The 26,888-nt window shown below is 71.1% G+C and carries 22 protein-coding genes; 18 read left to right on the top strand and 4 right to left on the bottom strand.

The window, feature by feature from the left end; translation table 11 throughout:
• Nucleotides 1–30 precede the first annotated feature (30 nt).
• The 5 genes from purN (at nucleotide 31) to DEJ20_RS16480 (ending at nucleotide 6,953) form a co-directional block, all read left to right on the top strand.
• A complete protein-coding gene (gene purN, locus DEJ20_RS16500; RefSeq protein ID WP_071404669.1) occupies nucleotides 31–624 on the top strand; it encodes a phosphoribosylglycinamide formyltransferase in 594 nt (197 codons plus the stop codon).
• Nucleotides 621–2,255 carry a bifunctional phosphoribosylaminoimidazolecarboxamide formyltransferase/IMP cyclohydrolase gene (gene purH, locus DEJ20_RS16495; protein ID WP_111234682.1) on the top strand — a complete coding sequence of 545 codons (1,635 nt, stop codon included), beginning with the start codon at nucleotides 621–623 and terminating at the stop codon, nucleotides 2,253–2,255. The genes purN and purH overlap by 4 nt, the downstream gene beginning before the upstream one ends.
• A 522-nt stretch (nucleotides 2,256–2,777) precedes the next feature.
• On the top strand, nucleotides 2,778–4,586 hold the full coding sequence (locus DEJ20_RS16490; RefSeq protein ID WP_111234683.1) for an ABC transporter ATP-binding protein: 1,809 nt from the start codon (nucleotides 2,778–2,780) through the stop codon (nucleotides 4,584–4,586).
• A gap of 101 nt (nucleotides 4,587–4,687) precedes the next feature.
• Complete coding sequence (locus tag DEJ20_RS16485) at nucleotides 4,688–6,487, top strand: ABC transporter ATP-binding protein (RefSeq protein ID WP_111234724.1); 1,800 nt, start codon at nucleotides 4,688–4,690, stop codon at nucleotides 6,485–6,487.
• Nucleotides 6,488–6,524: 37 nt separating this feature from the next.
• Nucleotides 6,525–6,953 (top strand): DUF805 domain-containing protein, encoded by a 429-nt coding sequence (locus tag DEJ20_RS16480; RefSeq protein WP_111234684.1) that lies wholly within the window; start codon nucleotides 6,525–6,527, stop codon nucleotides 6,951–6,953.
• A gap of 47 nt (nucleotides 6,954–7,000) precedes the next feature.
• Here the strand turns inward: DEJ20_RS16480 and DEJ20_RS16475 are convergent, their stop codons facing one another.
• Together DEJ20_RS16475 and DEJ20_RS16470 are read right to left on the bottom strand one after the other, a co-directional pair.
• Entirely contained in the window at nucleotides 7,001–7,384 is a 384-nt protein-coding gene (locus tag DEJ20_RS16475; protein WP_258377101.1) for an MGMT family protein, read from the bottom strand.
• Nucleotides 7,385–7,398: 14 nt separating this feature from the next.
• On the bottom strand, nucleotides 7,399–7,854 hold the full coding sequence (locus DEJ20_RS16470) for a GNAT family N-acetyltransferase (protein ID WP_027466669.1): 456 nt from the start codon (nucleotides 7,852–7,854) through the stop codon (nucleotides 7,399–7,401).
• An 85-nt stretch (nucleotides 7,855–7,939) separates the two neighbouring features.
• On the opposite strand from DEJ20_RS16470, the gene DEJ20_RS16465 reads away from it, so the two are divergent.
• The 3 genes from DEJ20_RS16465 (at nucleotide 7,940) to DEJ20_RS16455 (ending at nucleotide 12,998) form a co-directional block, all read left to right on the top strand.
• Nucleotides 7,940–9,238 (top strand): ROK family transcriptional regulator, encoded by a 1,299-nt coding sequence (locus DEJ20_RS16465; protein ID WP_111234685.1) that lies wholly within the window; start codon nucleotides 7,940–7,942, stop codon nucleotides 9,236–9,238.
• Nucleotides 9,239–9,346: 108 nt separating this feature from the next.
• On the top strand, nucleotides 9,347–10,300 hold the full coding sequence (locus DEJ20_RS16460) for a hypothetical protein (RefSeq protein WP_181431465.1): 954 nt from the start codon (nucleotides 9,347–9,349) through the stop codon (nucleotides 10,298–10,300).
• 268 nt (nucleotides 10,301–10,568) lie between these two features.
• Nucleotides 10,569–12,998: a lamin tail domain-containing protein gene (locus DEJ20_RS16455; RefSeq protein ID WP_181431466.1), complete on the top strand. Its 2,430-nt coding sequence runs from the start codon at nucleotides 10,569–10,571 to the stop codon at nucleotides 12,996–12,998.
• 178 nt (nucleotides 12,999–13,176) lie between these two features.
• Here the strand turns inward: DEJ20_RS16455 and DEJ20_RS16450 are convergent, their stop codons facing one another.
• Complete coding sequence (locus tag DEJ20_RS16450; RefSeq protein ID WP_111234687.1) at nucleotides 13,177–13,689, bottom strand: hypothetical protein; 513 nt, start codon at nucleotides 13,687–13,689, stop codon at nucleotides 13,177–13,179.
• A gap of 138 nt (nucleotides 13,690–13,827) precedes the next feature.
• Between DEJ20_RS16450 and DEJ20_RS16445 the strand changes: the two genes are divergently transcribed.
• The 9 genes from DEJ20_RS16445 to DEJ20_RS16405 all read left to right on the top strand — a co-directional run bounded on the left by DEJ20_RS16445 (nucleotide 13,828) and on the right by DEJ20_RS16405 (nucleotide 24,950).
• Nucleotides 13,828–14,382: a DUF805 domain-containing protein gene (locus DEJ20_RS16445; RefSeq protein WP_111234688.1), complete on the top strand. Its 555-nt coding sequence runs from the start codon at nucleotides 13,828–13,830 to the stop codon at nucleotides 14,380–14,382.
• A gap of 9 nt (nucleotides 14,383–14,391) precedes the next feature.
• Nucleotides 14,392–15,234, top strand: a complete 843-nt coding sequence (locus DEJ20_RS16440; RefSeq protein WP_111234689.1) for a PhzF family phenazine biosynthesis protein — start codon at nucleotides 14,392–14,394, stop codon at nucleotides 15,232–15,234.
• 221 nt (nucleotides 15,235–15,455) lie between these two features.
• Nucleotides 15,456–16,814 (top strand): extracellular solute-binding protein, encoded by a 1,359-nt coding sequence (locus DEJ20_RS16435; RefSeq protein WP_111234690.1) that lies wholly within the window; start codon nucleotides 15,456–15,458, stop codon nucleotides 16,812–16,814.
• 174 nt (nucleotides 16,815–16,988) lie between these two features.
• Nucleotides 16,989–17,939: a carbohydrate ABC transporter permease gene (locus DEJ20_RS16430; protein WP_027466664.1), complete on the top strand. Its 951-nt coding sequence runs from the start codon at nucleotides 16,989–16,991 to the stop codon at nucleotides 17,937–17,939.
• A 5-nt stretch (nucleotides 17,940–17,944) separates the two neighbouring features.
• A complete protein-coding gene (locus DEJ20_RS16425) occupies nucleotides 17,945–18,838 on the top strand; it encodes a carbohydrate ABC transporter permease (protein WP_371830315.1) in 894 nt (297 codons plus the stop codon).
• Nucleotides 18,839–18,877: 39 nt separating this feature from the next.
• Nucleotides 18,878–21,913, top strand: coding sequence for an alpha-mannosidase (locus tag DEJ20_RS16420; RefSeq protein WP_111234691.1), 3,036 nt, complete (start codon nucleotides 18,878–18,880; stop codon nucleotides 21,911–21,913).
• A gap of 364 nt (nucleotides 21,914–22,277) precedes the next feature.
• Nucleotides 22,278–23,237: a hypothetical protein gene (locus DEJ20_RS16415; protein WP_111235631.1), complete on the top strand. Its 960-nt coding sequence runs from the start codon at nucleotides 22,278–22,280 to the stop codon at nucleotides 23,235–23,237.
• 119 nt (nucleotides 23,238–23,356) lie between these two features.
• Nucleotides 23,357–24,097, top strand: coding sequence for a histidine phosphatase family protein (locus DEJ20_RS16410; RefSeq protein WP_111235632.1), 741 nt, complete (start codon nucleotides 23,357–23,359; stop codon nucleotides 24,095–24,097).
• The gene (locus DEJ20_RS16405; protein WP_111235633.1) at nucleotides 24,087–24,950 is read left to right on the top strand and encodes an NAD(P)H-hydrate dehydratase; all 864 of its coding nucleotides are present in this window, start codon (nucleotides 24,087–24,089) and stop codon (nucleotides 24,948–24,950) included. Before DEJ20_RS16410 ends, DEJ20_RS16405 begins: the two co-directional genes overlap by 11 nt.
• 169 nt (nucleotides 24,951–25,119) lie before the next feature.
• Here the strand turns inward: DEJ20_RS16405 and DEJ20_RS16400 are convergent, their stop codons facing one another.
• Nucleotides 25,120–25,557, bottom strand: coding sequence for a YdeI/OmpD-associated family protein (locus DEJ20_RS16400; protein WP_111235634.1), 438 nt, complete (start codon nucleotides 25,555–25,557; stop codon nucleotides 25,120–25,122).
• Nucleotides 25,558–25,741: 184 nt separating this feature from the next.
• Here DEJ20_RS16400 and DEJ20_RS16395 point away from each other — a divergent pair, with 184 nt between their 5' ends.
• Nucleotides 25,742–26,887: an ABC transporter substrate-binding protein gene (locus DEJ20_RS16395; RefSeq protein WP_111235635.1), complete on the top strand. Its 1,146-nt coding sequence runs from the start codon at nucleotides 25,742–25,744 to the stop codon at nucleotides 26,885–26,887.
• The last annotated feature ends 1 nt before the right edge of the window (nucleotide 26,888 follow it).

Raw genomic sequence — 26,888 nt, 5'->3', positions numbered from 1 at the left:
GCGTGCGTGCCTGCCGGTAGGGTTGGTGCCGTGCTCGAACTGGTCGTCCTGATCTCCGGTACCGGGTCGAACCTCCGAGCCCTGCTCGAAGCGACCTTCGACGCCGAGTACCCCGCCCGTGTCGTCGCCATCGGTGCCGACCGTGACGCCGAGGGTCTCGGCCTGGGCGAGGAGTTCTCGATCCCGACCTTCACGGTCCCGTTCACCCGCTACGACTCCCGTGCCGAGTGGGGCCAGGCCCTGGCGGAGCAGATCCGCCCGTGGTCGCCTGACCTGCTCGTGCTCTCCGGCCTGATGCGCCTGCTGCCCCCGGCCGTGGTGTCCGAGTTCGCCCCGGGGATCATCAACACCCACCCGGCGTACCTGCCCGAGTTCCCCGGCGCCCACGGCGTGCGGGACGCCCTGGCCGCCGGGGTCACCGAGACCGGTGCGAGCGTCATCGCGGTCGACGACGGCGTCGACACGGGGCCGATCCTCGCGCAGGAGCGCATCCCGGTGCTGCCGGGGGACACTGAGTCGACGCTGCACGACCGCATCAAGCCGGTCGAGCGCCGCCTGCTCATCCAGACCATCCTCGACATCGCCAACGGCACCACCGACCTGAAGGGCACCCCGAGCGCATGAGCGTGCACGCAGCCGACCCCAGCCTCTACCGCGACCGCGACGTGGTCCCGGTCCGCCGTGCACTGATCTCGGTGAGCGACAAGTCCGGCCTGCTCGAGCTCGCCGGCGCACTGGCCGACTCCGGGGTCGAGATCGTGTCGACCGGCTCCACCGCCCAGACCATCCGCGACGCGGGCTACGCCGTCACCGACGTCGCGAGCGTCACCGGGTTCCCCGAGTCCCTCGACGGCCGGGTGAAGACGCTGCACCCGTCGGTGCACGCGGGGCTGCTCGCCGACCTGCGGCTCGAGTCGCACGAGCAGCAGCTCGCCGACCTCGACATCGCGCCGTTCGAGCTCGTCGTCGTGAACCTCTACCCGTTCGTCGAGACCGTGGCGTCGGGTGCCGACACCGCGACCGTGGTCGAGAACGTCGACATCGGCGGCCCCGCGATGGTCCGCGCCTCGGCGAAGAACTACCCGAACGTGGCGATCGTCGTCTCCCCGGCGTCCTACCCCGAGGTCGTCGAAGCGGTCCGTGCCGGCGGCACGACGCTCGAGCTCCGGAAGCGCCTCGCGGCCCAGGCCTTCGCGCACACCGCCGCCTACGACACCGCGGTGGCGTCGTACTTCGCGAGCGACGTCGTCACCGCCGCTGCGGCCCCGACGACCGCCGGCGACATCCGGACGCCCGGTGCGTTCGACGAGCACCTGGCGGTCGAGGCCGAGCTGTCGGCGACCCTGCGCTACGGCGAGAACGCGCACCAGGCCGCGGCGCTCTACACGACGTCGGGCGGCACCGGCATCGCACAGGCGACGCAGCTGCACGGCAAGGAGATGTCGTACAACAACTACGTCGACGCCGACGCAGCGGTCCGTGCGGCCTTCGACTTCGACGAGCCCGCCGTCGCGATCATCAAGCACGCCAACCCGTGCGGCATCGCGATCGCCCCGGCCGAGTCCGCCGACCCGATCGCCTCGGCCCACGCCGCCGCGCACGCCTGCGACCCGCTCTCGGCGTTCGGCGGGGTCATCGCCGCGAACCGCCCGGTCACCGTGGCGATGGCCGAGACCGTGAAGGACATCTTCACCGAGGTCGTCGTCGCCCCCGGGTTCGACCCCGAGGCGCTCGAGATCCTGTCGCGCAAGAAGAACATCCGCCTGCTCACGCTGCCGGCCGACTTCGCGCTCGCCGACCGCGAGGTCAAGCAGATCTCCGGCGGCTTCCTGGTGCAGGACGCCGACCGCTTCACGGGGTTCGACCAGGCCACCTGGACCCTCGTCGCCGGCGAGCCCGCCGACGAGCAGACCCTCGCCGACCTGGCCTTCGCGTGGCGTGCGAGCCGTTCGGTGAAGTCGAACGCCATCCTGCTGGCGAACCAGGGCGCGAGCGTCGGCGTCGGCATGGGCCAGGTCAACCGGGTCGACTCCTGCCACCTCGCGGTCAACCGGGCCGGTGACCGCGCGACCGGCAGCGTGGCGGCGTCGGACGCGTTCTTCCCGTTCGCCGACGGCCTGCAGGTGCTGCTCGACGCCGGTGTCCGTGCGGTGGCGCAGCCCGGTGGCAGTGTCCGCGACGACGAGGTCATCGCCGCGGCGAAGGCCGCCGGCATCACGATGTACTTCACGAGCGAGCGCCACTTCTTCCACTGATGTGAACAATCGGTGGCGAACCATTGCGCGCCGTGAGTCACTGTGAATAGTCTGTAAGGCTCCGCGGCAGGCAGCCGACGATCCCTCGGGACCGGCGGCACCGCGGACACAACGGTGACGAAGACGACGACTGGAGTGACGATGGACAACATGACCGGAACCGTGGCGACGGCCGCCCGTGCAGGTCTCGTGTCCGTCGTGGGGACCACTCCCGCACGGCGATCCCTGATCGCACCGCGGCCCCGCGCCGCGGCCGCCGTCTAGTCGGGCCGTTCCCACGGCCCCGCGGCGCAGCACCACCGGCGTCCGCGAACCACCCGCCTGAACCCGGGGGACGACTGTCCCTCGGTGCCTCCGGCCCGACCGACGTCACGCGAGTGACGGCGGAGACGCGACCACGCGCCCGGCCGATGATCACCACGCAACGCCACACCGAGCCTCCAGGCCGAAGCCGCCCACGCACGCACGCAAGCGAGCAGCAGCGCGACCCGGGGACCCGGCAGACGCATGAGGACGCAACGCATGTCCAAGTCGCCCACCACGGCGCGCCCGTCCACCTTCCGCGCGATCGCGCGGATCTACCCCTACGTGAAGCCCTACCAGGGGCGCCTCATCGGCGGCATGGCCGCAGCGATGGGAGCCTCCCTGGTGGCGCTCGCAATCCCCTACGTGCTGCAGTGGCTCGTCGACGGTCCGCTGTCATCGCGCGACTCGGCACAGATCTGGCCCGCCGGGCTCGGGGTGCTCGCCCTCGGTGTGCTCGAGGCGTTCTTCATCGCCTCGCGCCGCCGGCTGGTGATGCGCCCCTCGACCCGCATCGAGACCAGCATGCGCAACGCGCTCTACGCGAAGCTGCAGGACCTGCCGGTCGCGTTCCACGACCGCTGGGAGTCCGGGCAGCTGCTGTCCCGTTCCGTGTCGGACCTGTCGCTGATCCGGCGCTGGCTGGCCTTCGGCGTCGTCCTGCTCGTCGTCAACATCGTGACGATCGTCGTCGGCTTCGTCGTGCTGTTCACCTTCGGGTGGATCCTCGGGCTGATCTTCCTGATCGCGTCGATCCCGCTGTGGATCAACGGCCTGCTGTTCGAGCGCCGGTACTCCGCCGTCGCACGACGCAGCCAGGACCAGGTCGGTGACCTCGCCACGAGCGTCGAGCAGTCGGTGCACGGCATCCGCGTGCTCAAGGCGTTCGGTCGCGGCGGCGCCAAGCTCGAGGAGTTCAGCGAGCAGGCCGAGGCGCTGCGCGGCACCGAGATCAAGAAGGCGAAGGCCATCGCGGGCATCTGGCTGTGGCTGCTGCTCGTGCCGGACGTCGCGTTCGCCCTGTGCCTGCTCGCCGGCATCTGGCTCGCGTCGCAGGGGCAGCTCAGCGTCGGGCAGCTGTTCGCGTTCTTCGCGACGGCGACGGTGCTGCGGTTCCCGATCGAGTCGATCGGCTTCCTGCTCTCGATGACGTTCGACACCCGCACGGCGGTCGACCGCTTCTTCGAGGTCATGGACTCCGAGAACACCATCACGGACCCGGAGCACCCGAAGACGATCGCGGAGCCGCACGGTGCCCTGTCGTTCAACGGCGTGCACTTCCGGTACCAGGACTCGGCACCGCAGTACCCGGACCTGATCAACGGCGTCGAACTGCAGCTGCAGCCGGGCGAGACCATGGCGCTCGTCGGGCTCACCGGCTGCGGCAAGACGACGCTGCTCTCGCTCGTGCCGCGTCTGTACGACGTGACCGGCGGTTCGGTGACGATCGACGGGGTCGACATCCGCGACCTCACCCGCGAAGAGCTGCGCCGGCACGTCGGCGTCGCCTTCGAGGACGCCACCCTGTTCTCGTCGACGGTGCGTGAGAACGTGCTGCTCGGTCGACCGGACGTGCAGGGTGCCGAGGCCGAGGCGCTCATGCGCGAGGCGCTCGACATCGCGCAGGCGTCCTTCGTGGACGACCTGCCCGACGGCGTCGACACCCGGGTCGGTGAAGAGGGGCTGTCGCTGTCCGGTGGGCAGCGCCAGCGTCTGGCACTCGCCCGCGCGATCGCCGCGCGGCCGTCGGTGCTGGTGCTCGACGACCCGCTGTCGGCGCTCGACGTCGACACCGAGGCGCGGGTCGAGGCCGGCCTGCGACGCGTGCTCGCCGACACCACGTCGCTCATCGTGGCGCACCGTCCGTCGACGGTGACGCTGGCCGACCGGGTCGCCCTGATGGAGAACGGCGTCGTCACGGCCGTCGGGACCCACCACGACCTGATGGCCACCAACGAGCACTACCGCTACGTCATCTCGTCGCTCGACGACGACGACGCGACCGCACGACAGGAGGCGATGGCATGAGCCAGCAGACCGACCAGAACCTGCCGGGAGGCACGGCGTCCGTCCCGCAGGAAGCTCCGGACGAGCAGGCTGCCGCCCCCGTCACCGCCTCGATCACCACCATGGGCGTGCGCGGCGAGGAGCGTGAGGACTTCACGAAGGCCGAGAGCAAGCGCCTGCGGCGCCGGTCCCTCGCCCTGCTCGGGTCCCTCGCCGCACCGCTGAAGCTCCGGCTGGTGCTGCTCGGCATCGTGGTCGTGGTCTCGACCGCCGGCACCGTCGCGGGTCCGGCGCTCATCGCGTGGGGCATCGACAACGCCCTGCCCGCGGTGATGGACCAGAACGACTGGGTGCCGGCGTTCGGCGTCGTCGCGACGTACATCGTCGTGGCCGTCCTCGGCGCGGTGCTCACCGCCTGGTACACGGTGCTCGCGGCACGGATCAGCCAGGCGATCCTGTTCGACCTGCGCAAGCGGGTGTTCCTGCACACGCAGCGGCTCTCGCTCGAGTTCCACGAGACCTACACGTCGGGCCGGATCATCTCGCGCCAGACGAGTGACCTCGACTCGATCCGCGAGTTGCTCGACTCCGGGCTGAACCAGCTCATCCAGGGCGTGCTGTACATGGCGTTCACCGCCGTGGCCCTGGTGCTGCTCGACCCGACGTCCGGGCTCGTGCTCGCGGTGTCGCTCGTGCCGCTCTGGTTCCTGATCCGCTGGTTCCAGACGAACTCGCAGACGCTGTTCCGCTCCACCCGTGTCACCTCGGCGCGTGTCATCGTGCACTTCGTCGAGACGATGACGGGCATCCGCGCGGTGCAGGCGTTCCGCAAGGAGTCCCGCAACCGTGACGAGTACGGCGGCTACGTCGAGGACTACCGGGTGGCGAACACGAAGGTGTTCAACCTGTTCGGGACCTTCGACCCGGTGCTCGTGCTCATCGGCAACGCGACACTCGCCGCGGTCGTCATCGTCGGCGGCTTCCGGATCGTCGGCGGGACGCTCGAGGTCGGTGCGCTGCTCGCGGTCGCGCTGTACGCCAAGCGCTTCTTCGACCCGGCGCAGGAACTCGCGATGTTCTACAACGGGTACCAGTCGGCCTCGGCGGCGATGGAGAAGATCTCCGGTGTCCTCGAGGAACGCCCGAGCGTGCCGGACCCCGTGAAGCCCACCCGTCTGGCGGACGCCACCGGGAAGATGGACTTCGACGACGTCGTCTTCGCCTACAACAAGGGCAAGGTCGTGCTGCCGGAGTTCGACCTGCACATCCCGTCGGGGCAGACCATCGCCCTCGTCGGGTCCACCGGTGCCGGCAAGTCGACGCTCGCCAAGCTCATGGCGCGCTTCTACGACCCGACCCAGGGCTCGGTGCAGCTCGACGGCGTGGACCTGCGCGACCTCGACACGAAGGACATGCGCCGCGCGATCGTCATGGTCACACAAGAGGCGTACCTGTTCTCCGGCACCGTCGCGGACAACATCGCGCTCGGCAAGCCCGGTGCGTCGCGTGCGGAGATCGAGGCGTCGGCCAAGGCCGTCGGCGCGCACGAGTTCATCATGGCGCTGCCCGACGGGTACGACACCGACGTGAACAAGCGCGGTGGCCGTGTCTCGGCGGGTCAGCGGCAGCTGCTCTCGTTCGCGCGGGCGTTCATCGCGGACCCGAAGGTGCTCATCCTCGACGAGGCCACGGCGTCGCTCGACATCCCCTCGGAGCGACTCGTGCAAGAGGGCCTGGAGACCCTGCTCGCCGACCGCACCGCGGTGATCATCGCGCACCGGCTGTCCACCGTCGCGATCGCCCACCGGGTGCTCGTGATGGAACACGGCCGGATCGTCGAGGACGGCACCCCCGCCGACCTCATCGCCGGCACCGGGCGGTTCGCCCAGCTGCACGCGGCCTGGCGCGACTCGCTCGTCTAGGCCCCGGTCGGGCTGCACCACGTGGTTGGCTTGCTCCATGAGCAACGACAGCGTGGTGCAGCCCGGCGGCGTCGCCCTGCACGACCCCTTCTACGGTGCCCCCTTCGCCGAGGCCGTCCGACGGTTCTGGAAGAAGTACACCGTGTTCACCGGACGGGCCTCGCGCGCCGAGTTCTGGTGGTGGTGGCTGACGTCGTTCGCGATCGGGCTCGTGCTGCAGCTCGTGCCGCAGGTGTTCACGCCGGACACCCCGGTGCTCGAGAACCCCGTCGGCTCGTACCTGTTCATGCTGTGGGTGCTCGCGACGCTCATCGGGTCGCTCGCGCTCGGCGCCCGACGACTGCACGACGCGAACCTGTCCGGCTTCTGGCAGTTCCTGCACGTGCTGCCGGGCCTCGGCTCGCTCATCGTGTACGTGCTGTGCCTGCTGCCCGCGAACCCGAAGGGTGCGCGCTTCGACCGCTGACGGCCGACCCGTGGCGGACCCGGCGGGCCGACCTGCGTGGCCGGCGATCAGAACGGGTCGTCCGCGTCCGTGGCGGGTGACCAGCGCGCACGACGCATGTCGAGCCTCCAGGCCGTCGTCCCCTGCACGAGCGGCGTCCCCTCGACGCGGTAGTGCTCGAGCGCCCGGGCCTCGTGGTGCAGCGGCGGGTGCCCACCCGCGCGCACCACGCGCCACCACGGCAGGTCGGCGCCCTCGTGCGCCATCACCTTGCCGACGGCACGCGACGCCCGCGACCCGAGGGCTGCGGCGACGTCGCCGTACGTCATGACGTGACCCGGCGGGATCATCTGCACCACCTCGGCGACGGCGGCGCCGAAGTCGACGGCGGCGTCTTCGAAGGGCACAGTGTCGGACGGCACGGCGTCGGATGCCACGTCGTCGGAGGGCACGTCGTCGGGGAGTGCTAGAGCGTCAGGACCGCGAAGTGGTCGCCGTACTGGGTCTCGCGCACGACCTCGAAGCCCACGGCGCGGAAGAACGCCTCGGGGCTGTCGTCGCCGCCCGGCTCGTACACGACCGTCAGCCGCTCGAACCCACGGCTGCGTGCCTCGTCCGCCAGACCGTGCACGGCGAAGCGACCGACGCCCCGGCCCTGTGCGCTCGCCGCGACGTTGACGCGCCAGATGCAGCTGCGCAGCTCTTCCTGCGCGTTGTCGGCGTCGAACGAACCGATGATCAGGCCGAGGACCTCGTCGTCGTCGAGGACGACACGGGTCCACGCGGAGCTCGGCTTGACGTCGGACTCGGCGACCCCGTAGGTGGTCGGCTGCACGAACTGTTCCTGGCCCGGCTTGAGCGTCAGGGAGTTGGCCGCGGCAGCGGTCTTCGCGGAGAGTTCTTCCAGGCGCAGGTCGGACATGCGGCCAGGCTAACGGTGCGACCCCTGTGGGGGCCAGTGACGACGGCAGACCGAGACCGCACCGTTGCCGCGGTATGGTCGCGGCATGGCAGAGCATCGACGCGGAGCGAACCTCCCGTCGATCGGCGGGTTCAACCGCACCGTGGTCCTGGACGCCGTCCGCCGCTCACCCGACGGCCTGAGCCGCGTCGAACTCGCAGCCCGCACCGGACTGAGCGCGCAGACCGTGTCGAACGTCACCCGGTTCCTGATCGAGGCCGGCATGATCGTCGAGTCCGGCACCGTCGTGTCCGGCCGCGGCAAGCCCCGCACCATCCTGCGGCTCGAACCGGGCAGCCGGTACGCGGTCGGCGTGCACGTCGACCCGGCCGTCGTCACCTACGTGCTGCTCGACCTCGCCGGCACCGTCGTCGCCGCGTCCACGACCTCGACCCCCACCGCCGACGACCCGTCCGAGGTGGTGCGCACCATCGCCTCGGCCGTCGACGGGCTCGTCGCCGACGCCGGGGTGGCCGTCGACAGCGTGCTCGGCGTCGGGATCGCGAGCCCCGGACCCATCGACGTCGAGGCCGGCATCGTGGTCGACCCGCCGTTCCTGCCCCGGTGGCGGGACGTGCCGCTGCGCGATGCGCTCGCCGAGGCCACCGGCTACCCGGTCCTGCTCGAGAAGGACGTCACGGCCGCCGCGGTCGGCGAGATGTTCCTGGCGGGGGAGTCCTCGGCCCGGAACTTCGCGTTCGTGTACTTCGGCACCGGGTTCGGCGTCGGGCTCGTCGTCGACCACGAACCCGTGCGCGGGGTCGGGTCGAACGCGGGCGACGCCGGGCACATCATGGTCGACCAGGGGTCCCTCGCGGGCACCCCGGACGGCTCGGGCACGCGCGGCGAGGTCGGTGCCGCCGTCGCACCGGACCGGCTGGTGCGGATCGCCCGGTCGCGGGGACTCGCGTTGTCGGGCGGCGGCGCGGTCGCCGAGGCCGCTGCAGACGCCGCCGATGCCGCCGATGCCGCCGATGCCGCCGATGTCGACGCCGTGAACGCCGCGTGGGACGAGCTCGCCGCGGCCATCGCGGACGGGGACGACACCGCCGTCACGCTCGCGGCCGATGCCGGCACCGTCATGGGCAACGCCGTCGTCCTCATCGTGAACCTGCTCGACATCGACCGCGTGGTGTTCGGCGGCCCCTTCTGGTCACGCATCGCGAGTGCTGCCCTGCCGGCCGCGCGGACCGCCATCGTCGGGTCGCCGCTGCTCGTGCCGAAGCACGCCGTGCAGGTGGTGGAGAGCGACCGCGGTGCCGACGTCGCCGCCGTGGGTGCCGCCTGCCTGGTGCTCGACGCCGCGCTCTCGCCGCGGGCCAGCACCCTGCTCATCCGGCGCTGACGGCACGGCGCCGTCGCCCGGCGCCCTGCTCGGCCGGAGCACTCCGCCCCGGCCCGCTACGCTGCGATCCGACGCAGCCGCCCGGTGTGCGGGGACGACGGGGGACACATGACGGACATGACGGCCATGACGGACAGCACGAACGACACGGACGGCACGATGGACCCGCGGTGGGCGAGGGTGCGCCCGCTCGTGTTCCGGACGATCATCGGCGCGGTCGTCGCCGCGGGCCTGGTCGGCATCGCCGCGGTGCTGCTCGGCGACTTCGGACGGGTCGCGGTGCAGCTGCTCCTGACGATCGTCGTCGTGGTCGTCTTCGCGCTGCTGTCCTGGTACGACGCCGACGTCTCGTCCAGGCGGTCGGGGATCTTCGCGTTCGCGAGCATCGCCACGTCGATGTACCTGCTCGTCGCCGGTCTGTACAAGGTGTGGATCGTGCCGACGGGCATCTCCGGTGACGGCATCTGGTTCGTCCTGGAGCACTTCTGGCACTGGATCTGGCTCGTCGGCGTCGCCCGGGTGGCGCTCCTGCACGTCCACCTGCTCCTCGTGATCCACCGGCGGTACCCGACGCCCGTCCTGCAGGTCGTCGCCAAGGCCACCGTCGGCGTCATCGCCCTGCTCGCGCTGCTGCTCTCGATCCCGCTGCTCGCGCCGGACGTCGACTACGCCCGTGGCTACTGGCGGCTCGTCTGGGTGGTGGTGATCCTCGACCTGCTCGGGACCGTCGTGGTGCCCCTGAGCAACGCCCTGTTCCGTCCGCGAGCCACGCTGCCGTCGGCGACGTGGCCGGTGCCCGAGCAGCAGCCGGCGTGGAGCGCGACGCCGACGCCCGCGGCTCCCGCACCTGCTCCCGCACCCGATGTGTCGCTGCCGCCCGCGCCTGCGCCTGCGCCTGCCTCCACCCCCGGGCCCGGAACGGTCGTCGCGTCCGACGGGCGTCGCTACGCGTCCCGTCCGTCGGCCTCGCGCGCCCTGGCCTGGCCCCGCTACGTCGACGGCACACCGCTGCCCGCGCTGCCCGACGGGACGCCGGACTTCTCGGAGGTCACCGAGCGCTGACACCTCGAGCAACGAGGGTGGAGAAGACGTCGGGTTCGCCATGCGGACCCGACGTCTTCTGCTCACCATGCGCGGTGAGCGCGACCGCAGGGCGGACGGGAGGCGCGGTGCGGGCCCGCCCCGCGCCTCCCGTCCGCATGCCGCGCGTCCAGGGCGCATGCGCGACCCGGGACACCGTGCGTTCACCCCGCGGCCACCGGCCGGTCGCGTGGATGCTGAACAGTCGTGCAGGTCTTCGCCCGCTCTCTCCCCCCGAGAAGGACCCTGCATGCGCGCTCCCGCCCTGCGCCCGCCCACTCTGCGCCCGCCCACACTCCGCATCGGCGCCGCCGTCGCGACCGCCCTGGTCGTCGCCGCCGGTGTCGTCACCGCCAGCCCGGCCCTCGCCGCCGTCGGTGACGACGACCCGTCCGTCGGCGCCGTCGCGGCGAACGGCCTCGTCGTCAACGAGGTCGAGTCGAACGCCGACGACACCGACTGGGTGGAGCTCAAGAACACCTCGGGCACCGCGATCGACCTGACCGGGTACGCGTTCCTCGACTCCGACGGCTCGCACGACGCATACGTGCTGCCCAGCGGCTCGACGATCGCCGCCGGCGGGTACTTCGTCATCGACCAGCTGTCCGCGACCGCCCCCGGCTTCGACTTCGGGCTCGGTGGCGCCGACACCGCGCGCCTCTACGACCCCGCCGGCGACCTGATGCTCCGGTACGCCTGGACGGCCCACGCGGGTGTCACCTACGGTCGCTGCGCCGACGGTGTCGGGCCGCTCGTGGACACCACCGCCTCGACCAAGGGGGCCGCGAACGACTGCTCCTCGCCCGTGCGCATCAACGAGGTCGAGTCACAGGACGGCACACCCGGCGACTGGGTGGAGCTGACCAACACCGGCAGCACCACCGTCGACCTCGGCGGGTACGTGCTGCGCGACAGCGAGGACGACCACACGTACACGATCCCCGCGGGCACGACCGTCGCGGCCGGGGGCTTCACCGTCCTCGACGAGGCGGCGTTCGGGTTCGGACTCGGCAAGGCGGACTCCGCGCGGCTCTTCGACGCCCGTGGTGCGGTCGTCGACTCCACCTCGTGGACGGCGCACGCCGCCACGACGTACGGCCGCAACCCCGACGGCACCGGGGACTTCGCCGAGACGGCAGCAGCCACGAAGGGCGCGGCGAACCGGTTCGCCGGCGTCGTCACCGCCGAGGCCTGGCCCGGCGGCCCGGACGAGACCGTGCTCGACGACGAGGGCACCTTCACCGGTGACCTGAGCGGCCTCGACTGGACGACCTCGACGGCCTCGCGGGACGGGCAGCTCTGGGCCGTGCAGAACGGCGACGGTCTGCTCTACCACCTGACCTCGGACGGCTCGGGTGGCTGGACGCCGTCGAACGCCGCGGGCACCGACCTGCGCTACGCCGACGGCACGGGCACCCCGGACGCCGAGGGCGTGACCGTAACGAGTGACGACCCCGGCGCCGTCTACGTGTCGACCGAGCGGAACAACGACGTGTCGAGCACGAGCCGTCCGTCGGTCCTGCGCTACGCCACGACCGACGGCTCCGAGCGCACCCTGCGGGCCACCGACGAGTGGAACCTCGCCGCGGACTTCCCCGGGCTCGGCGCGAACGCCGGGCTCGAGGGCGTCACCTGGATCCCGGACACCTGGCTCACCGCGCACGGCTTCGCCGACGAGCGCACCGGCGCCGCCTACGCACCGTCGAGCTACGCCGGACACGGCGAGGGGCTGTTCTTCGTCGGGGTCGAGGGCACCGCGAGCGTGTACGCCTACGCCCTGATGGACGACGGGTCCTCGGCGCGGGTCGCCACGATCGCGACCTCGCTCGCCGTCGTCGCCGACGTGCAGTTCGACCCGACGCTCGACGCGCTCTGGGTGGTCTGCGACGAGGTGTGCTCGGGTCGGACCGCGCTGTACGAGGTGACCGACGGGGCCTTCGCCGCGTCGACGCTGTACGAGGCGCCGTCGGCCGCCGACCGCACGCTCGCCAACGAGGGCTTCGCGATCTCGGGCGTCTGCACCGACGGGGAGCGCGCGACCTTCTACGCCGACGACAACGACACGGACGGGTTCTCGCTCCGCACGGGGACGTACCCGTGCGAGGGCGGCGACACCGACCCGGGCACGGAGCCCACGCCGACTCCGACGCCGACGCCGACCCCGACCCCGGGCGACGGCGGCACGACGCCGACGCCGACCCCGGGTGGGACGCCCACCGCGGTCCCGACCCCGGGTCCCTCGGCTGCCCCGGTCGTGCCGGTGGCGCCGTCGGAGTCGTTGTTGACGGAGGCGAACCGTGGCGGGGTGTCGGCTCCGGCGTCGGCTCGTGCGGGGGAGACGATCACGGTGACGGTCGGTACTGCGTCGGCCGTTGACGTCGTCAACGTGTGGTTGTTCTCGGAGCCGACCCTGATGGGCACGGCTGTGGTCGCATCCGACGGGACGGTGCGGGTGACGATCCCGGCGGACACGGTGGCTGGCGTGCATCGTCTGGCGGTGACGGCTGCGGACGGGAGTCTGATCGGGTGGACCCCGATCACGATCACCACGGACGGGCAGCTCGCGTTCACGGGTGCCGCAGGGATGGGTGCCGGTGCGCTGGTGGCGTTCCTGCTGCTCGCGGCGGGTGCGGGCGTGCTGATCGTGCGTCGCCGGAGGACCGCGGTCGCTGCGGAGTAGTCCCCACGCCCCACGGGGGCGGATGGTGTGCAGGAATGGTCGGGTCCGCAGTGGGGACCCGACCATTCCTGCGCACGGTGGGCGGTGGGCGCGGCCGCGCGACGGACAGGAGGCGCGGTGCGGGGCCGCCCCGCGCCTCCAGGCCGCTACGTGCGTGCGTTCAGTGCTCGGTGCTCATTCAGTGCTCCGTGCCGTGCATGGTCTGGGTGTCGTCCTGACCAGGGATGGCGTCCTCGGTGGTCCAGCCGTACCAGCGGCCGTCGATCTCGGTGACCGCGCGGCCGTCGCCGCAGGTGACCAGGCTCTTCGTCGGGAGCTCCTCGGGCAGGAAGTCGGCGGTCATCGCCGTGCCGCCGTACGACTCGTCGAGCGGGGTGCAGTCGTCCACGTCGACGCCGTCCTCCGACGCGAACCCGATGACGTACCCGGGCTGCGAGACGTGGAGGCGGACGTCGATGTCCTTCGCGTCCTCCGGCACCCACTTCGGCATGAAGAAGGCCAGGTCCTCGGACTCGCCGGATCGCGGCGCATCGGAGTACGCGTCGAAGTGCTTCTGCGGGGTCTTGTTCGGCACGATGTCCTGGATCGCGCTGCAGCCGGCGGTCAGCAGCAGGGCGGACACCGCGGCGCTGGAGGCGAGGGCGATCCGGAGGGTGCGGCGGGCGGTGGTGGGTCGCGTGTCGGTGCTCATGGATCCAGTCTCGCGACGGACGCGTCGCTGAAACATCACGTGCGCACCCGGAAGCGGTCGGGGGTTAGCCCCACCTGCCACGCCGGGCCTGCCGAGGAGTGCTCAGGAGTTTCCAGGTCGCCCCGGTAAGCAGGTCCGGTGCACCAGACGCAGCAGCCACCGGTCGGGGTCCCCTGGCGCCAAGCCACCTTCACCGCCTCGTTCTCGCGGTTCTGGCGGGGGTACCTCGTCTTCCGGGGCCGTGCCGCTCGCGCCGAGTTCTGGTGGTGGGCGCTGTGGTGGATGATCATCTCGAGTGCGATCAACGTCGTGTCCGGCGTCGGACTCGTCACGATGCCGCCGCCGATGACGAGCCCAGAGGAGGCGCGCGTCCTCGACGAGGCGCTGCGGTCCTTCAACCCGTTCCCGGTCTGGTGGTTCCTGCTCACGTCGATGCCGGTCTTCGCCCAGATCGCACTGGGGGTCTTCGTGGTCGTCGGACTCGCGGCGCTGCTGCCCTGGATCGCCATCGCGGTGCGGCGGCTCCACGACACGAACCGCTCCGGGTGGTGGGTCCTGCTGTACCTCGTGCCCGCCGGCTACATCGTGCTTGCCGTGTTCCTCGCGCTGCCCTCGGAGCCACCCGCGGCACCGCAGCAGTCCGGGCCACCCGTCGGTGATCGGCCCGCGCACCCGGTCGTGACGCCGCAGTAGCGTCGGGGCATGCAGCAGGAGATCCTCCGGTACACCGCCTTCGCCGCCGAGCCGGGCGGAGGCAACCCCGCCGGGCTCGTGCTCGACGCGGCCGGACTGTCCGACGACCAGATGCTCACGATCGCCCGGCAGGTCGGGTACCCCGAGACCGCCTTCGTCGTGGGTGCGACGTCGACCGGGCCGCGGGTCCGCTACTTCTCGCCGAGCGCCGAGGTCCCGTTCTGCGGGCACGCCACCGTCGCCCTGGCCGTCGCGCTGGCCGAGCGCGAGGGGCTGGGCCGCCGGGTGTTCACGACCCTGGCCGGCGAAGTCGCCCTCGATGCCACCGTCGGTGCGGACGGCGCGGTGCAGGTCGCGATGACGAGCGTCGAGCCGGCGACACGGGACATCGACCCGGCCCTGCTGGCGCGGCTGTTCGACCTGCTCGGGCTCTCGGCCGCGGACATCGCTCCCGGGTTCCCGGTGCTGGAGTCCTTCGCCGGCAACTGGCACCCGGTGCTCGTGCTGCACGACCGCGAGCTGTTCCACCAGTTCCGGTTCGCGCCGGGGCCCCTGGCCGAGCTCAAGCGCGAGGCCGGATGGGCGGGGACCGTCACGGTGCTGCACCGCACCGGCGACCGGGAGTACGAGGCGCGCAACCTGTTCCCCGCCGGGCGCATCACCGAGGACCCGGCGACGGGATCGGCAGCGGCGTCGACCGGGGCGTACCTGCGGCAGATCGGTGCAGTGCAGCCGGGCGACCGCGTCACGATCCGGCAGGGGCGACACGTCGGGCGTCCGAGTCTGCTGCTCGTGGACGTGCCCGAGGCCGGCGGGATCAGGGTGACGGGGAGCGCGACCCCGATCTCCTGACGGACGTCCCTTCCCAGAACGCACGCGATGGGAAGCGGAATCGGGCGTACCTGGTCGAAACTTCCGACCCGGTACGCCCGAATCCACCCGGTACGCCCGAATCCGCCCGGTAGGCCCGAATCCGCCCGAGAAACTCCTTGACACGGTTAAGTCAATACGGTGGACTAATCCTGCGCGCGGGCGATGGTGCCCGCGGACATCACCCGTGCAAAGGAGCACCGATGAAACGCACCCGCATCATCGCCGGACTCGCAGCTGTGGCCGTGGCCGCAGTCGGTCTGGCTGGCTGCTCGAGCTCGGGGTCCGCCTCGAGCGACACGATCAAGATCGCGTACCAGAAGTTCGGCGCCTTCCAGCAGCTCGACGCCCAGATGAAGGTCGTCAAGAAGCAGTACGAGAAGGACAACCCCGGCAAGAGGGTCACCCTCGTGCCCATCCAGGCGCAGGGCAACGACTACTACACGAAGCTCGCGCTCATGAACAAGGCGCCGGCCACCGCCCCGGACGTCATGTACGAGGACACGTTCCTCGTCAAGGCCGATGCCGAGGCGGGCTACCTGCTGCCACTCGACAAGTACACGGACAAGTGGGACGAGTGGGACCAGTTCTTCGACAACGCCAAGCAGGCCGGACAGGGTGACGACGGCAAGATCTACGGCGTCCCGATGGGCACCGACACCCGAGCCCTCTGGTACAACAAGGACATCTTCAAGAAGGCCGGGCTCGACGTCCCGTGGAAGCCGAAGACGTGGGACGACGTGCTCGCGGCGGCGAAGACCATCAAGGACAAGCAGCCCGACGTCATCCCGTTCAACATCTACTCGGGCAAGGCGCAGGGCGAGGCCTCGACCATGCAGGGCTTCGAGATGCTCCTGTACGGCGCCGACGGCTCCGGCAACACGCTGTACAAGGACAAGAAGTGGGTCACCGGCTCGAAGCAGTTCGAGGACTCGCTCAAGTTCGTGAAGGACGTCTACCAGGGCGGCCTCGGCCCGACACCGCAGCAGGCGCTCGACACGAACGTCGGCACGACCATCGCCCAGACGTGGCTGCCGAAGGGCAAGCTCGCGATCGACCTGGACGGTTCGTGGCAGTCCGGCACGTGGCTCAAGTCCGGCACCGCGCCGTGGCCCGAGTGGAACGACGTGATGGGCCAGGCACCCATGCCGACCCAGAACGGGCAGGCTCCCGGCTACAACTCGATGTCGGGCGGCTGGACCCTGGCGGTCGGCGCGAAGTCGAAGAACCCGCAGGCGGCGTTCGACTTCATCACGAGCTTCCTCGACAAGGACGGTTCGCTGAAGTACGACACCGAGAACAGCCAGATCGCCGTCCGGAAGGACGTCGCGGACGACCCGGCCTACACGGCGGCGAACCCGACGTTCAAGTTCTTCTCGGGGCTGGTGGAGAACACCAACTTCCGCCCGGCGACGAGCGACTACTCGCAGGTGTCCAACGCGATCCAGGTCGCGATGGAAGCGGTCATGACCGGTCAGCAGTCGCCGAAGGACGCGGCTGCCGCCTACGACAAGGCCGTCACGCAGGTGGTCGGCAAGGAGAACACCGTCTCCGCTGGTTGACGGACGTCACCCACTGACGGACTGGAGGCGCGGGGCGGTCCCGCACCGCGCCTCTCCCAACCGCACGGCCGACGCGCCGCTCCGCAAGCTCCGCGGCGCGTCGGAACCGGCGGTCGGGGCCCAGTCCGCTCTTCCCCACCTTCGGAACCCCTCCGCACCCGGAAGGCACCCATCGTGTCCAGCACCCCCCTCGCGCCGACGCTGTCGGCGCCCGGTGCGCCGAAGCGCACCGATCCACCCGTGCCGCGCAAGCGGCGACCACTGCGGAACGTCGGACGAGCGGTCCCGCTCATCCCCGCCCTGGTCCTCCTCGTCATCTTCCTGCTCGGCCCCGTCATCTCGTCGTTCTACGGGTCGTTCACCAACTCCGCCTTGACCGGCGCCAGCGCGGCCGACCAGCAGTTCGTCGGGTTCCAGAACTACGTCGAGCTGTTCCAGGACCCGGACTTCCCGAAGTCCGTCATCCTGACCGTCGTCTTCCTGCTGGCCTCGGCCGTGGTGGGACAGAACGTGCTCGGTCTCGGACTGGCCCTGCTGATGCGTTCGGCGAACAAGGCCGTCCGGGCGATCGTCGGCACCTTCGTGGTGGCCGCGTGGGTCCTGCCGGAGATCGTGGCGTCGTTCGCGGCGTACGCGTTCTTCAACGACGAGGGGACGCTCAACACGTTCCTCGCGTCGATCGGGATCACCGGCGCGAACTGGCTCTACACGTACCCGATGCTCGCCGTGATTCTGGCGAACATCTGGCGCGGCACCGCGTTCTCGATGCTCGTCTACTCGGCCGCCGTGCAGGAGGTCCCCGAGGAGATCACCGAGTCCGCCGAGGTCGACGGAGCCACCGGCTGGCAGCGGCTCGTCTACATCACGCTCCCGGTGATCCGCCGGAGCATCTCGACGAACCTCATGCTCACGACGCTGCAGACCCTGTCGGTCTTCACGCTGATCTTCGTGATGACCGGTGGCGGTCCGGGCACGAACTCGTCGACCCTGCCGATCCTGGCGTACCAGGAGGCGTTCAAGTTCTCGCAGCTCGGCTTCGGCACCGCGATCGCGACCATCCTGCTCGTGGTGGGGGCGGTCTTCTCGATCATCTACATCCGGGCCCTCAAGCCGGAGGTGGACTGATGGCCATGACAGCCCCGTCCCTCGACCAGACCACGACCCGCTCGGTGACCGCGCCGGGGTCGATGCACATGACGTCCCCGCGCGGCCGCACGATGCGGTGGGTGTCGAACGTCGTGCTGCTCGTCATCGCGGTGTGCTTCGCGGTGCCGCTGCTCTGGCTCGTGCTCGCCTCGTTCGACACCCAGGCGTCGCTGTCGGTGAAGCTGCCCTCGCAGTTCACGCTCGACAACTTCGCGAAGGTGCTCACCCCCGAGCTGTCGTTCATCCCGCTCGCGAACAGTCTGCTGCTCTCCGGCGGCACCGCGGTCGTGACCGTGGTGTTCGCCCTGCTCGCCGCGTACCCGCTGTCCCGGTACAAGATGCGCGTCAACAAGCCGTTCCTGTACAGCATCCTGTTCGGCACCGGCCTGCCGATCACCGCGATGATGGTGCCCGTCTACGCGCTGTTCGTGTCGCTCAACCTGATCGACAACGTGTGGGGCTGCATCTTCTTCCTCGCCGCCACGTCGCTGCCGATGGCGATCTGGATGGCGAAGAACTTCATGGACTCGGTGCCGATCTCGCTGGAAGAGGCGGCGTGGACCGACGGCGCCTCGATGCTCACCACCCTGACCCGCATCGTGATCCCGCTCATGCGTCCGGGCATCGCGGTCGTCTTCATCTTCGTGTTCATCCAGGCGTGGGGGAACTTCTTCGTCCCGTTCGTCCTGCTGCTCTCGCCCGAGAAGGTGCCCGCCGCGGTGAGCATCTTCAACTTCTTCGGGCAGAACGGGGCGGTGGCGTACGGCCAGCTCGCCGCGTTCTCGATCGTCTACTCCGTGCCCGTCATCGCCCTCTACGTGATCGTGTCCCGAGGCCTCGGCGGCGGCAACGCCCTCGCCGGCGGCATCAAGGGCTGATCCGCCGGTCCACCCCGGCACACTCTCGAAAGGAAGCACATGCACCAGGACGAACCGCTCGTCGAGGCCCGGATCGCCCGCCTCGTGCGCGACCGTGTCGACCCCGCCGTCCTCCGTCGCTCGGCGCCGGTGACGATCGAGGCGTGGGAGGTGCCGGGCGAACCGGTGCCGTTCGACGCCGCCGTGGGTGAGACGTACACACCGTTCACGGTGGGGTCGCACTGGGGCGGACGCCCGTGGGGCACGACGTGGTTCCGGGTGACCGGGACCGTGCCGGCGGACTTCGGCACCGCGCCGGGGACCACCGCCGAGCTCCTCGTCGACCTGGGGTTCACCAAGCGGCAGCCCGGGTTCCAGGCCGAGGGACTCGCGTTCCGCGCCGACGGCTCCACGATCAAGGCGATCGAGCCGCGGAACGACACCGTGCCGCTCGAGGTCGGCCCGGGGGAGTCCTTCGAGCTCTGGATCGAGGCCGGGGCGAACCCGGACATCGGCGGCGACTCGTTCCAGGGTGCGACGCCGCTCGGCTCGCGCTCCACCGCCGGCGACGACCCGATCTACCGCATGAAGGCCCTCGAGGTCGTCGAGCGCGACGACACCGTGTGGGAGCTGCAGCAGGACCTCTGGGTGCTGCGCGGGCTGATGGCCGAGCTCCCCACCGACGGCACCCGCGGCGCCGACATCCTGCGGGCACTCGAACGCGCCGCCGACGCCCTGGACCCGGACGACGTCGCCGGCACCGCCGCGGACGCCCGTCAGGTCCTGGCGCCCGTGCTCGCCGTCCCCGCCAGCCCCGCCGCCCACCGCGCGATCGCCGTCGGGCACGCCCACATCGACTCCGCCTGGCTGTGGCCCGTGCGCGAGACGAAGCGCAAGTGCGCCAGGACGTTCTCGAACGTGCTCGACCTGATGGACCGCGACCCCGACTTCACCTTCGCCTGCTCGTCCGCGCAGCAGTACGCGTGGATCCGCGACGAGTACCCGTCCATCTGGACCCGCATCAAGCAGCGCGTCGCCGAGGGCCGGTGGATCCCCGTCGGCGGCATGTGGGTCGAGTCGGACACCAACCTGCCCGGCGGTGAGGCCCTGGCCCGCCAGTTCGTCGCCGGCAAGCGCTTCTTCCTGAAGGAGTTCGGCATCGACACCCCCGAGGCCTGGCTCCCCGACTCGTTCGGCTACTCGGGTGCCCTGCCGCAGATCGTCCGCGCCGCCGGGTCGAAGTGGTTCGTCACGCAGAAGCCGTCGTGGAACGAGACGAACGTCATCCCGCACACCTCGTTCCACTGGGAGGGCATCGACGGCTCGCGCGTCCTGACGCACCTGCCCCCGGCCGACACCTACAACTCCGACGTCTCGCCCGCAGACCTGCGCCGCGGTGAACGGAACAACAAGGAACGCGGCACCGCGAACACCTCGATGCTGCTGTACGGCTTCGGCGACGGCGGTGGCGGTCCGACCCGCGAGATGGTCGGCGCGGCTCACCGCCAGCACGACCTCGACGGGTCCCCCCACGTCACGCTCGGCACGCCGGCGCAGGTGTTCGAGCAGCTCGAAGCCGAGCTGCCGACGCCCGGGGTCTGGTCGGGGGAGATGTACCTCGAGTTCCACCGCGGCACCTACACGTCGCAGATCCGCACGAAGCAGGGCAACCGCCGCTCCGAGCACCTGCTCCGCGAAGCCGAGCTCTGGGCAGCGACGGCATCCGTCCGGCTCGGCAGCGAGTACCCGTACGCCGAACTCGAGGACGCCTGGCACACCGTCCTGCTGCAGCAGTTCCACGACATCCTGCCCGGGTCCTCGATCGCGTGGGTGTACGAGAACGCCGAGGAGCAGTACGCCCGGGTCGCCGAGGTGCTCGAGGGGCTGATCGGCAGCGCGACGACGGCGCTCGCCGCAGGCGGGAGCGGTACCGCTGCCGGCGCAGCCGACGACACCGCGTCGGTCGTGCGCTTCAACGCTTCACCGGTCGCGGCAGGGGACGCGACCGCCCTGGCAGGTTCGGTGGTCCACGCGCCGCGACCCGTGCCTCCCGTCCGGAGCGGCGACCACTTCGTCTTCGACACCGGCGTGGTCACGGCGACCATCGACGCTGCCGGCCACGTCGTCTCGTTCGTCGACCACGCGACCGGACGCGACGCGATCGCACCCGGCGCCGCGGCGGCGGAGTACACGGTGTTCCGTGACACCCCGAACCAGTGGGAGGCCTGGGACATCGACCGCGCGTACCAGCGCAACGGCACGCTGCTGTCGGCGTCGTCGGTCGCGATCGCAGGTGACGAGCTCGTGGTGGAACGGTCCTTCGGATCGTCGACGCTCACCACGCGCTACTCCGCCGTGCAGGGCGAACCGGAGCTGACCGTCGAGACCGAGGTCGACTGGCACGAGCACCAGAAGCTGCTGAAGCTCGCGTTCCCGATCGACGTGCTCGCGTCGTCGGCCTCGAGCGAGATCCAGTTCGGGCACATCGACCGGCCGACGCACCAGAACACCTCGTGGGACCACGCCCGGTTCGAGACCTCGGCACACCGCTGGGTGCACGTCGCGGAGCCCGGGTTCGGCGTCGCCGTGGCGAACGACTCGACCTACGGCCACGACATCACGCGCGAGACCCGGCCGGACGGCGGGATCACCACGCTCGTGCGGGAGTCGCTGCTGCGCGGGCCGACGTTCCCGGACCCGAAGGCCGACCAGGGGCACCACGTGTTCCGGACGGTGCTGCGGATCGGGGCCTCGGTGCTCGACGCCGCCGACTCCGGGTACCGGCTGAACCTGCCGGTGCGGAGTGTCCCCGGGTCCGCCGAGGTCGCGCCGCTCGTCACGGTGTCGTCGCCGCAGGTGTTCGTCGAGGCCGTCAAGCTCGCCGAGGACCGCTCCGGAGACGTCGTCGTGCGCCTGTACGAGGGGCTCGGGGGCCGGGCGACGGACGTCGGGGTCGCCTTCGGGTTCGACGCTGCGTCGGTGTCGAAGGTCGATCTGCTCGAGCGGCCGCTGGAGCGCTCGTGGTCGGCCGGGGAGCCGGTCGTGCTGACCCTGCGTCCGTTCGAGATCGTGACGCTGCGCGTGCGTCGGGCCTGAGGCAGCGGGCCCGGCGTTCGGTCGGGGAGAGACCGCGGCGCCGGACGGGACACGGGTGCGTTCCGTCCGGCGTCGTGTTGCGTGGGTTGGGCGCGCGCGGACGGGGTGGCGCGGGCGCTGGCCGGGTGGGCGGGCGCGGGCCGGGCCGGGTGGGCCGGGGTGCGACCGTGTGGAATCGGGCGTAGCTGGTCGAATCGGGCGTACCTGGTCGGAACTTTCGGCCAGGTATGCCCGATTCCGCTTGGTATCGCGCGCGTTCTGGGAAGGAACGTCTCCCCTCCACAACCGCTCAGTCCTGGAGGCCCGTCCACAGTTCCCGACATCGGCCCCAGGAGCGCGTGGTTGAGCGGGCATCGTCACGTGCATGAACGAGTCGCTGCCCATCCTCCGAGCCTCCGCCATGCACGAGGCCGGCCTCGATGCCACCACCCTGCGTCGCCGAACCCGGACGCAGGGTGTCGGCCGCCTGGTCCGGGTCGGGCCGAACGCCTTCGTCGACGGTGCCGCGTGGGACGCTGCCGGGCCTCGTCAGCGGTACGTCACCCGGGTCTTCGCGCGGCTCGGCCGTCTCGGCACACGGGCGACGGCATCGCACCTCTCCGCCGCGGCCCTGCACGGCCTCCCGGCGCTCGGCGGGTGGGACGTCCCGGTGCACGCGACGGTGCCCGAGTCGATGTACCGGGGCCGGAGCGCCGAGCTGGTCCTGCACACGAGACCCGTCGGCCGGGGCGAACGGGCCACGGTCGGTGCGATCACGGTCACCTCCGTCCCCCGGACCGTCGTCGACGTGGCGATGACCGGCGACCTGCGGGCGGGCGTCGTCATCGCGGACGCCGCACTGCGACGTGGGTTCGACGACGCCGATCTCCGACGAGCGGTTCCTCCGAAGGCCCGCGCCAGAGCCCTGGCACAGCAGGTGCTCGACCTGGCCGACGGGCGCTCCGGGTCACCGGCCGAGTCGCTCGCTCGGGTCGTGTTCCGGGAGCTCGGACTGCCCGCGCCGGTACTGCAGCAGGAGTTCGTCGTGGACGGCCGCCGGTCCGCAGTCGACTTCTGGTTCCCGGACGACGGGGTCATCGTCGAGATCGACGGACGGGCCAAGTACTCCCAGGAGCGCTACCTGGGCGGCCGGAGTCCCACCGAGGTGTTCCTCGACGAGAAGCGGCGGCACGGTCGGTTGCTCAGCGTGCCGGGTGTCCGGACGATCATCCGGCTCGAGTGGCGTGACCTGTTCGACCTCGATGCGCTGGCACTGCGACTCCGGGCGGCGGGGCTCCCGTGCGCGGTCCGCCCGGTCCGGAGCGCTCGGCGCCGCGCGGGGTGACCGTCCGGCGCCGCGCGGGGTGACCCTCCGGCACCGCGCGGGGTGACCGTCCGGCGCCGCGCGGGGTGACCGTGCTGCGCCGGTGAACCGGCACAGCACGCTCTGGCTAGCGTGGCGGCATGGCAGTGCAGGAGATCTGGCTCGTCCGTCACGGCGAATCGGTCGCGAACGTCGCGGCGGCTCGGGCCGAAGCCGCGGGTGAGGACGTGATCGACGTCGAGTTCCGGGACGCCGACGTCCCGCTCAGCCCGCTCGGCACCGATCAGTCTCGCGCCCTCGGCCAGGAGCTCGCCGACCGCGGGATCGACGACGTCCCCGTCGCGCTGTGGGTGTCGCCGTACCTCCGCGCGCAGCAGACCATCGCGATCGCGCTCGAGGCAGCCGGCATCGCCGAACCCGAGAAGCGGGTGGACGAGCGCCTCCGCGACCGCGAGCTCGGCGTCCTCGACCTGCTGACCCTGCAGGGCGTCCGCAACCGGTACCCGGACGAGGAACGCCGCCGGCAGTGGCTCGGCAAGTACTACCACCGGCCGGCGGGCGGGGAGTCGTGGGCCGACGTGATGCTCCGGCTCCGGTCGCTCCTCGGCGACGTCGAGCGGGTCGACGGTGCCGAGCGCCTGGTGATCGCCGCGCACGACGCCGTGGTGATGCTCGCCGTCGCAGTCTGCCTGGACCTCGACGAGCCGGCGCTCATGGAGTTCGCCCGGACCCACGCCGTCGCGAACGCCTCCCTCACCCGACTCCGTCGCGACGACGCCGGATCGCCGTGGGTGCTCGAGGAGTTCTCCTCCGTCGGACACCTGGACGACGACGAGGTCACCCAGCACACCGGCCGGAAGGACGACGAACATGTCCACTGAACCCGTCACCCCGAACTTCCTGCGGGACTGGCCACTGCCCGAACCCGGTGCCGGCAAGTACGGCCGCGGGCAGGTGCTCATCGTCGGCGGCGCCGCTCGGACTCCCGGCGCGGCGATGCTCTCCGCGCTCGCCGCACTCCGGGTCGGCGCCGGTCGTCTCACACTGGCGGTCGGCCGGAGCGTCGCGAACGAGGTCGCGGTCGCCGTACCCGAGTCCGGGGTCGAACCCCTCGACGAGGACCAGGACGGACACATCGCCGTCGGTGCGATCGAGGGCATCGCCGGCAGCGCGTCGAGTGCCGACGCCGTGCTGGTCGGGCCGGGGCTCGACGAACCGGACGGTTCCCGTGACCTCGTGGCCGGACTCGCCGACGTCGTCGGTCCGCACACCACCGTCGTGCTCGACGCCTTCGCCCTCGGGTTGGCCGCCGACGTTCGGGACCGCCTGGAACCGCTGCGTGGCCGGCTCGTGATGACGCCGAACTCCGGCGAAGCCGAACGCCTGCTCGGGCGGGAGTGCAGCGACGACGACGTGGCCGACGCCGTGGCGATCGCGAACCGCTTCGGAGCGGTCGTGGCGCTCGGCGACGCCATCGCCACACCGCAGGGCCGGGCGTGGCTCAAGGGCACCGGCTCCGGCGGTCTCGGCACGAGCGGCAGCGGGGACGTGCTGTCCGGTGCGGTCACCGGCCTGCTCGCCCGCGGCGCCGATCCGGCACAGGCCGTGGCGTGGGCGTCCTACGTGCACGCTGCCGCAGGCGACCGGCTCGCGGTGCAGGTCGGGCCGCTCGGGTACCTGGCGAGTGAACTCGTGACCGAGATCCCGCGGGTCCTGGTCGAGCTCGGGGCCTGAGGGCGCACGTTCTTTCCCAGAACGCCCGCGATACCCGGTGCTTTCGGGCATACCTGCCGAGAACTTCCGACCAGGTACGCCCGAAACGTCCAGGTACGCCCGAAACGACCAGGTACGCCCGAAACGACCAGGCCGCCGGACCCCGCCCGCCCCGCCCGCCCCCGCAGCACTACCCCCGCAGGGACTCCACGGCCTTCTCGATCCGCCGGGCCCGGGTCTCCGGGGCCTTCGCCTGCGTGACGGGATCGGCGAGTGCCCGCTGCCGCGAGTTCGACAGGGTGTCGAACGCCGCACGCACGCCGGCCTCCTGCAGTGCGGCGGCCAGGTCCTCCGGCAGGTCGACTGTCCGGGGCAGGGTGTCGACCTCGAGCGAGACCTCGACGGTGTCCCCGGCGGCGATCCCGGCGGCCTCACGGTGCGAGGCCGACAGCGGCACCAGGAACTGCTCGTCCATGACCCCGACGGTGGAGCGGTAGGTGTAGCCCCGGTTGATCGTGACGACCACCGCGGGGCGCTTGCCGGATCCGAGCGCCTCGATGACGGACTCCGGGACGGGGAGTCCGGTCGCCGTCTTCCGTGCTTGCAGGACCGTCGTCGTGAACCGCATCCGTGCCTCCAGGCCTGGGGTGGGCGCGACCGTGCGCCCAGAACGAGCAAAGCGTACAGCCGCACCCGCTGTTCCGCCGCCGTTCACCACCGGAGCACGGGCCGGAAACCGGCCGCGTCCACGATCGACCAGAACCCGGACCCCCGGTCACCGCAGCACCTTCCCCCACCCGAAAGGCCCACCCGTGCAGCACAAGCGCACCCTGGCCGGCGTCGCCCTGGCCGCCGCAGCGATCGTCACCCTCGCCGGATGCTCGGCGACGAGCTCCGCGACCGCCGGCTCCGACGGCGACGCCGACTGGAAGACCGCCACCAGCGCCGAGACCGCCGGTGGCATGGACGCCCTCGTCAAGGCCGCCAAGGCCGAGGGTCAGCTGAACGTCATCGCGCTGCCGCCGTCGTGGGCCAACTACGGCAAGATCATCGACGGCTTCACCGAGAAGTACGGCATCAAGATCAACTCCGCGAACCCGAACGGCTCGAGCGCCGACGAGGTCGCCGCCGTGAAGTCGCAGAAGGGCCAGTCCACTGCGCCCGACGTGCTCGACCTCGGCAACGCGGTGCTGCAGGAGAACCTCGACCTGCTCGCCGACTACAAGGTCGCGAACTGGGACGACATCCCCACCGACCTGAAGGAGAAGGACGGCGCGTGGACGCGTGACTACACCGGCCTGATGTCGATCGGGTACGACTCGTCGAAGATCTCCGACGCCCCGAAGGATCTGCAGGACCTGCTCGGCAGCGAGTACAAGGGCAAGGTCTCGATCGCGGGTGACCCGACGCAGGCCAACCAGGCCGCCTCGGCCGTGTACCTGGCGGCGCTCGAGAACGGCGGCTCGGCCGACGACATCACGAAGGGCGTCGACTACTTCGGCGACCTGAAGAAGGCCGGCAACTTCCAGAACGTGCTGCCGACGCAGGCCACGGTCGCCTCGGGTGAGACCCCCGTGGTCATCCAGTGGTCGTACAACAACCTGGCGTGGGGGCCGGCAGCGGGCGCGAGTGGCAACAAGGACTGGAAGACCGTCGTCCCGAAGGGGCAGGCGCTCGGCTCGTACTACTCGCAGGCCATCACCAAGGACGCTCCGCACCCCGCGGCCGCCCGCCTGTGGCAGGAGTACATCGCCAGCCCGGAGGCCCAGAACCTGTACCTGCAGGCGGGCGCCTTCCCCGCCACCCTGTCGGCGATGGAGAAGTCCGGCAAGGTCGACCAGGACGCCCTCGACGCCGCCGGTGGCGCGCCGAAGGACTACGTCGAGCTGACCGATGCGCAGGTCGCGGACGCCGCGACGGTGCTCAAGGCCAAGTGGTCCTCGACGATGGGGTCCTGAG

The sequence above is a fragment of the Curtobacterium sp. MCSS17_005 genome (genome assembly GCF_003234225.2).
Taxonomy (GTDB): domain Bacteria; phylum Actinomycetota; class Actinomycetes; order Actinomycetales; family Microbacteriaceae; genus Curtobacterium; species Curtobacterium flaccumfaciens.
Note: the sequence above shows the minus strand (reverse complement) of the source record. Positions and strands in the feature narration are given on the sequence as shown.

Excerpts from the sequence above, each read along its gene's own strand:
- purH (WP_111234682.1), top strand. The coding sequence starts at position 621 with ATGAGCGTGCACGCAGCCGACCCCAGCCTCTACCGCGACCGCGACGTG.
- DEJ20_RS16490 (WP_111234683.1), top strand. The coding sequence starts at position 2,778 with ATGTCCAAGTCGCCCACCACGGCGCGCCCGTCCACCTTCCGCGCGATC.
- DEJ20_RS16485 (WP_111234724.1), top strand. The coding sequence starts at position 4,688 with ATGGGCGTGCGCGGCGAGGAGCGTGAGGACTTCACGAAGGCCGAGAGC.
- DEJ20_RS16480 (WP_111234684.1), top strand. The coding sequence starts at position 6,525 with ATGAGCAACGACAGCGTGGTGCAGCCCGGCGGCGTCGCCCTGCACGAC.
- DEJ20_RS16470 (WP_027466669.1), bottom strand. The coding sequence starts at position 7,854 with ATGTCCGACCTGCGCCTGGAAGAACTCTCCGCGAAGACCGCTGCCGCG.
- DEJ20_RS16465 (WP_111234685.1), top strand. The coding sequence starts at position 7,940 with ATGGCAGAGCATCGACGCGGAGCGAACCTCCCGTCGATCGGCGGGTTC.
- DEJ20_RS16460 (WP_181431465.1), top strand. The coding sequence starts at position 9,347 with ATGACGGACATGACGGCCATGACGGACAGCACGAACGACACGGACGGC.
- DEJ20_RS16455 (WP_181431466.1), top strand. The coding sequence starts at position 10,569 with ATGCGCGCTCCCGCCCTGCGCCCGCCCACTCTGCGCCCGCCCACACTC.
- DEJ20_RS16450 (WP_111234687.1), bottom strand. The coding sequence starts at position 13,689 with ATGAGCACCGACACGCGACCCACCACCGCCCGCCGCACCCTCCGGATC.
- DEJ20_RS16440 (WP_111234689.1), top strand. The coding sequence starts at position 14,392 with ATGCAGCAGGAGATCCTCCGGTACACCGCCTTCGCCGCCGAGCCGGGC.
- DEJ20_RS16435 (WP_111234690.1), top strand. The coding sequence starts at position 15,456 with ATGAAACGCACCCGCATCATCGCCGGACTCGCAGCTGTGGCCGTGGCC.
- DEJ20_RS16425 (WP_371830315.1), top strand. The coding sequence starts at position 17,945 with ATGACAGCCCCGTCCCTCGACCAGACCACGACCCGCTCGGTGACCGCG.
- DEJ20_RS16420 (WP_111234691.1), top strand. The coding sequence starts at position 18,878 with ATGCACCAGGACGAACCGCTCGTCGAGGCCCGGATCGCCCGCCTCGTG.
- DEJ20_RS16415 (WP_111235631.1), top strand. The coding sequence starts at position 22,278 with ATGAACGAGTCGCTGCCCATCCTCCGAGCCTCCGCCATGCACGAGGCC.
- DEJ20_RS16410 (WP_111235632.1), top strand. The coding sequence starts at position 23,357 with ATGGCAGTGCAGGAGATCTGGCTCGTCCGTCACGGCGAATCGGTCGCG.
- DEJ20_RS16405 (WP_111235633.1), top strand. The coding sequence starts at position 24,087 with ATGTCCACTGAACCCGTCACCCCGAACTTCCTGCGGGACTGGCCACTG.
- DEJ20_RS16400 (WP_111235634.1), bottom strand. The coding sequence starts at position 25,557 with ATGCGGTTCACGACGACGGTCCTGCAAGCACGGAAGACGGCGACCGGA.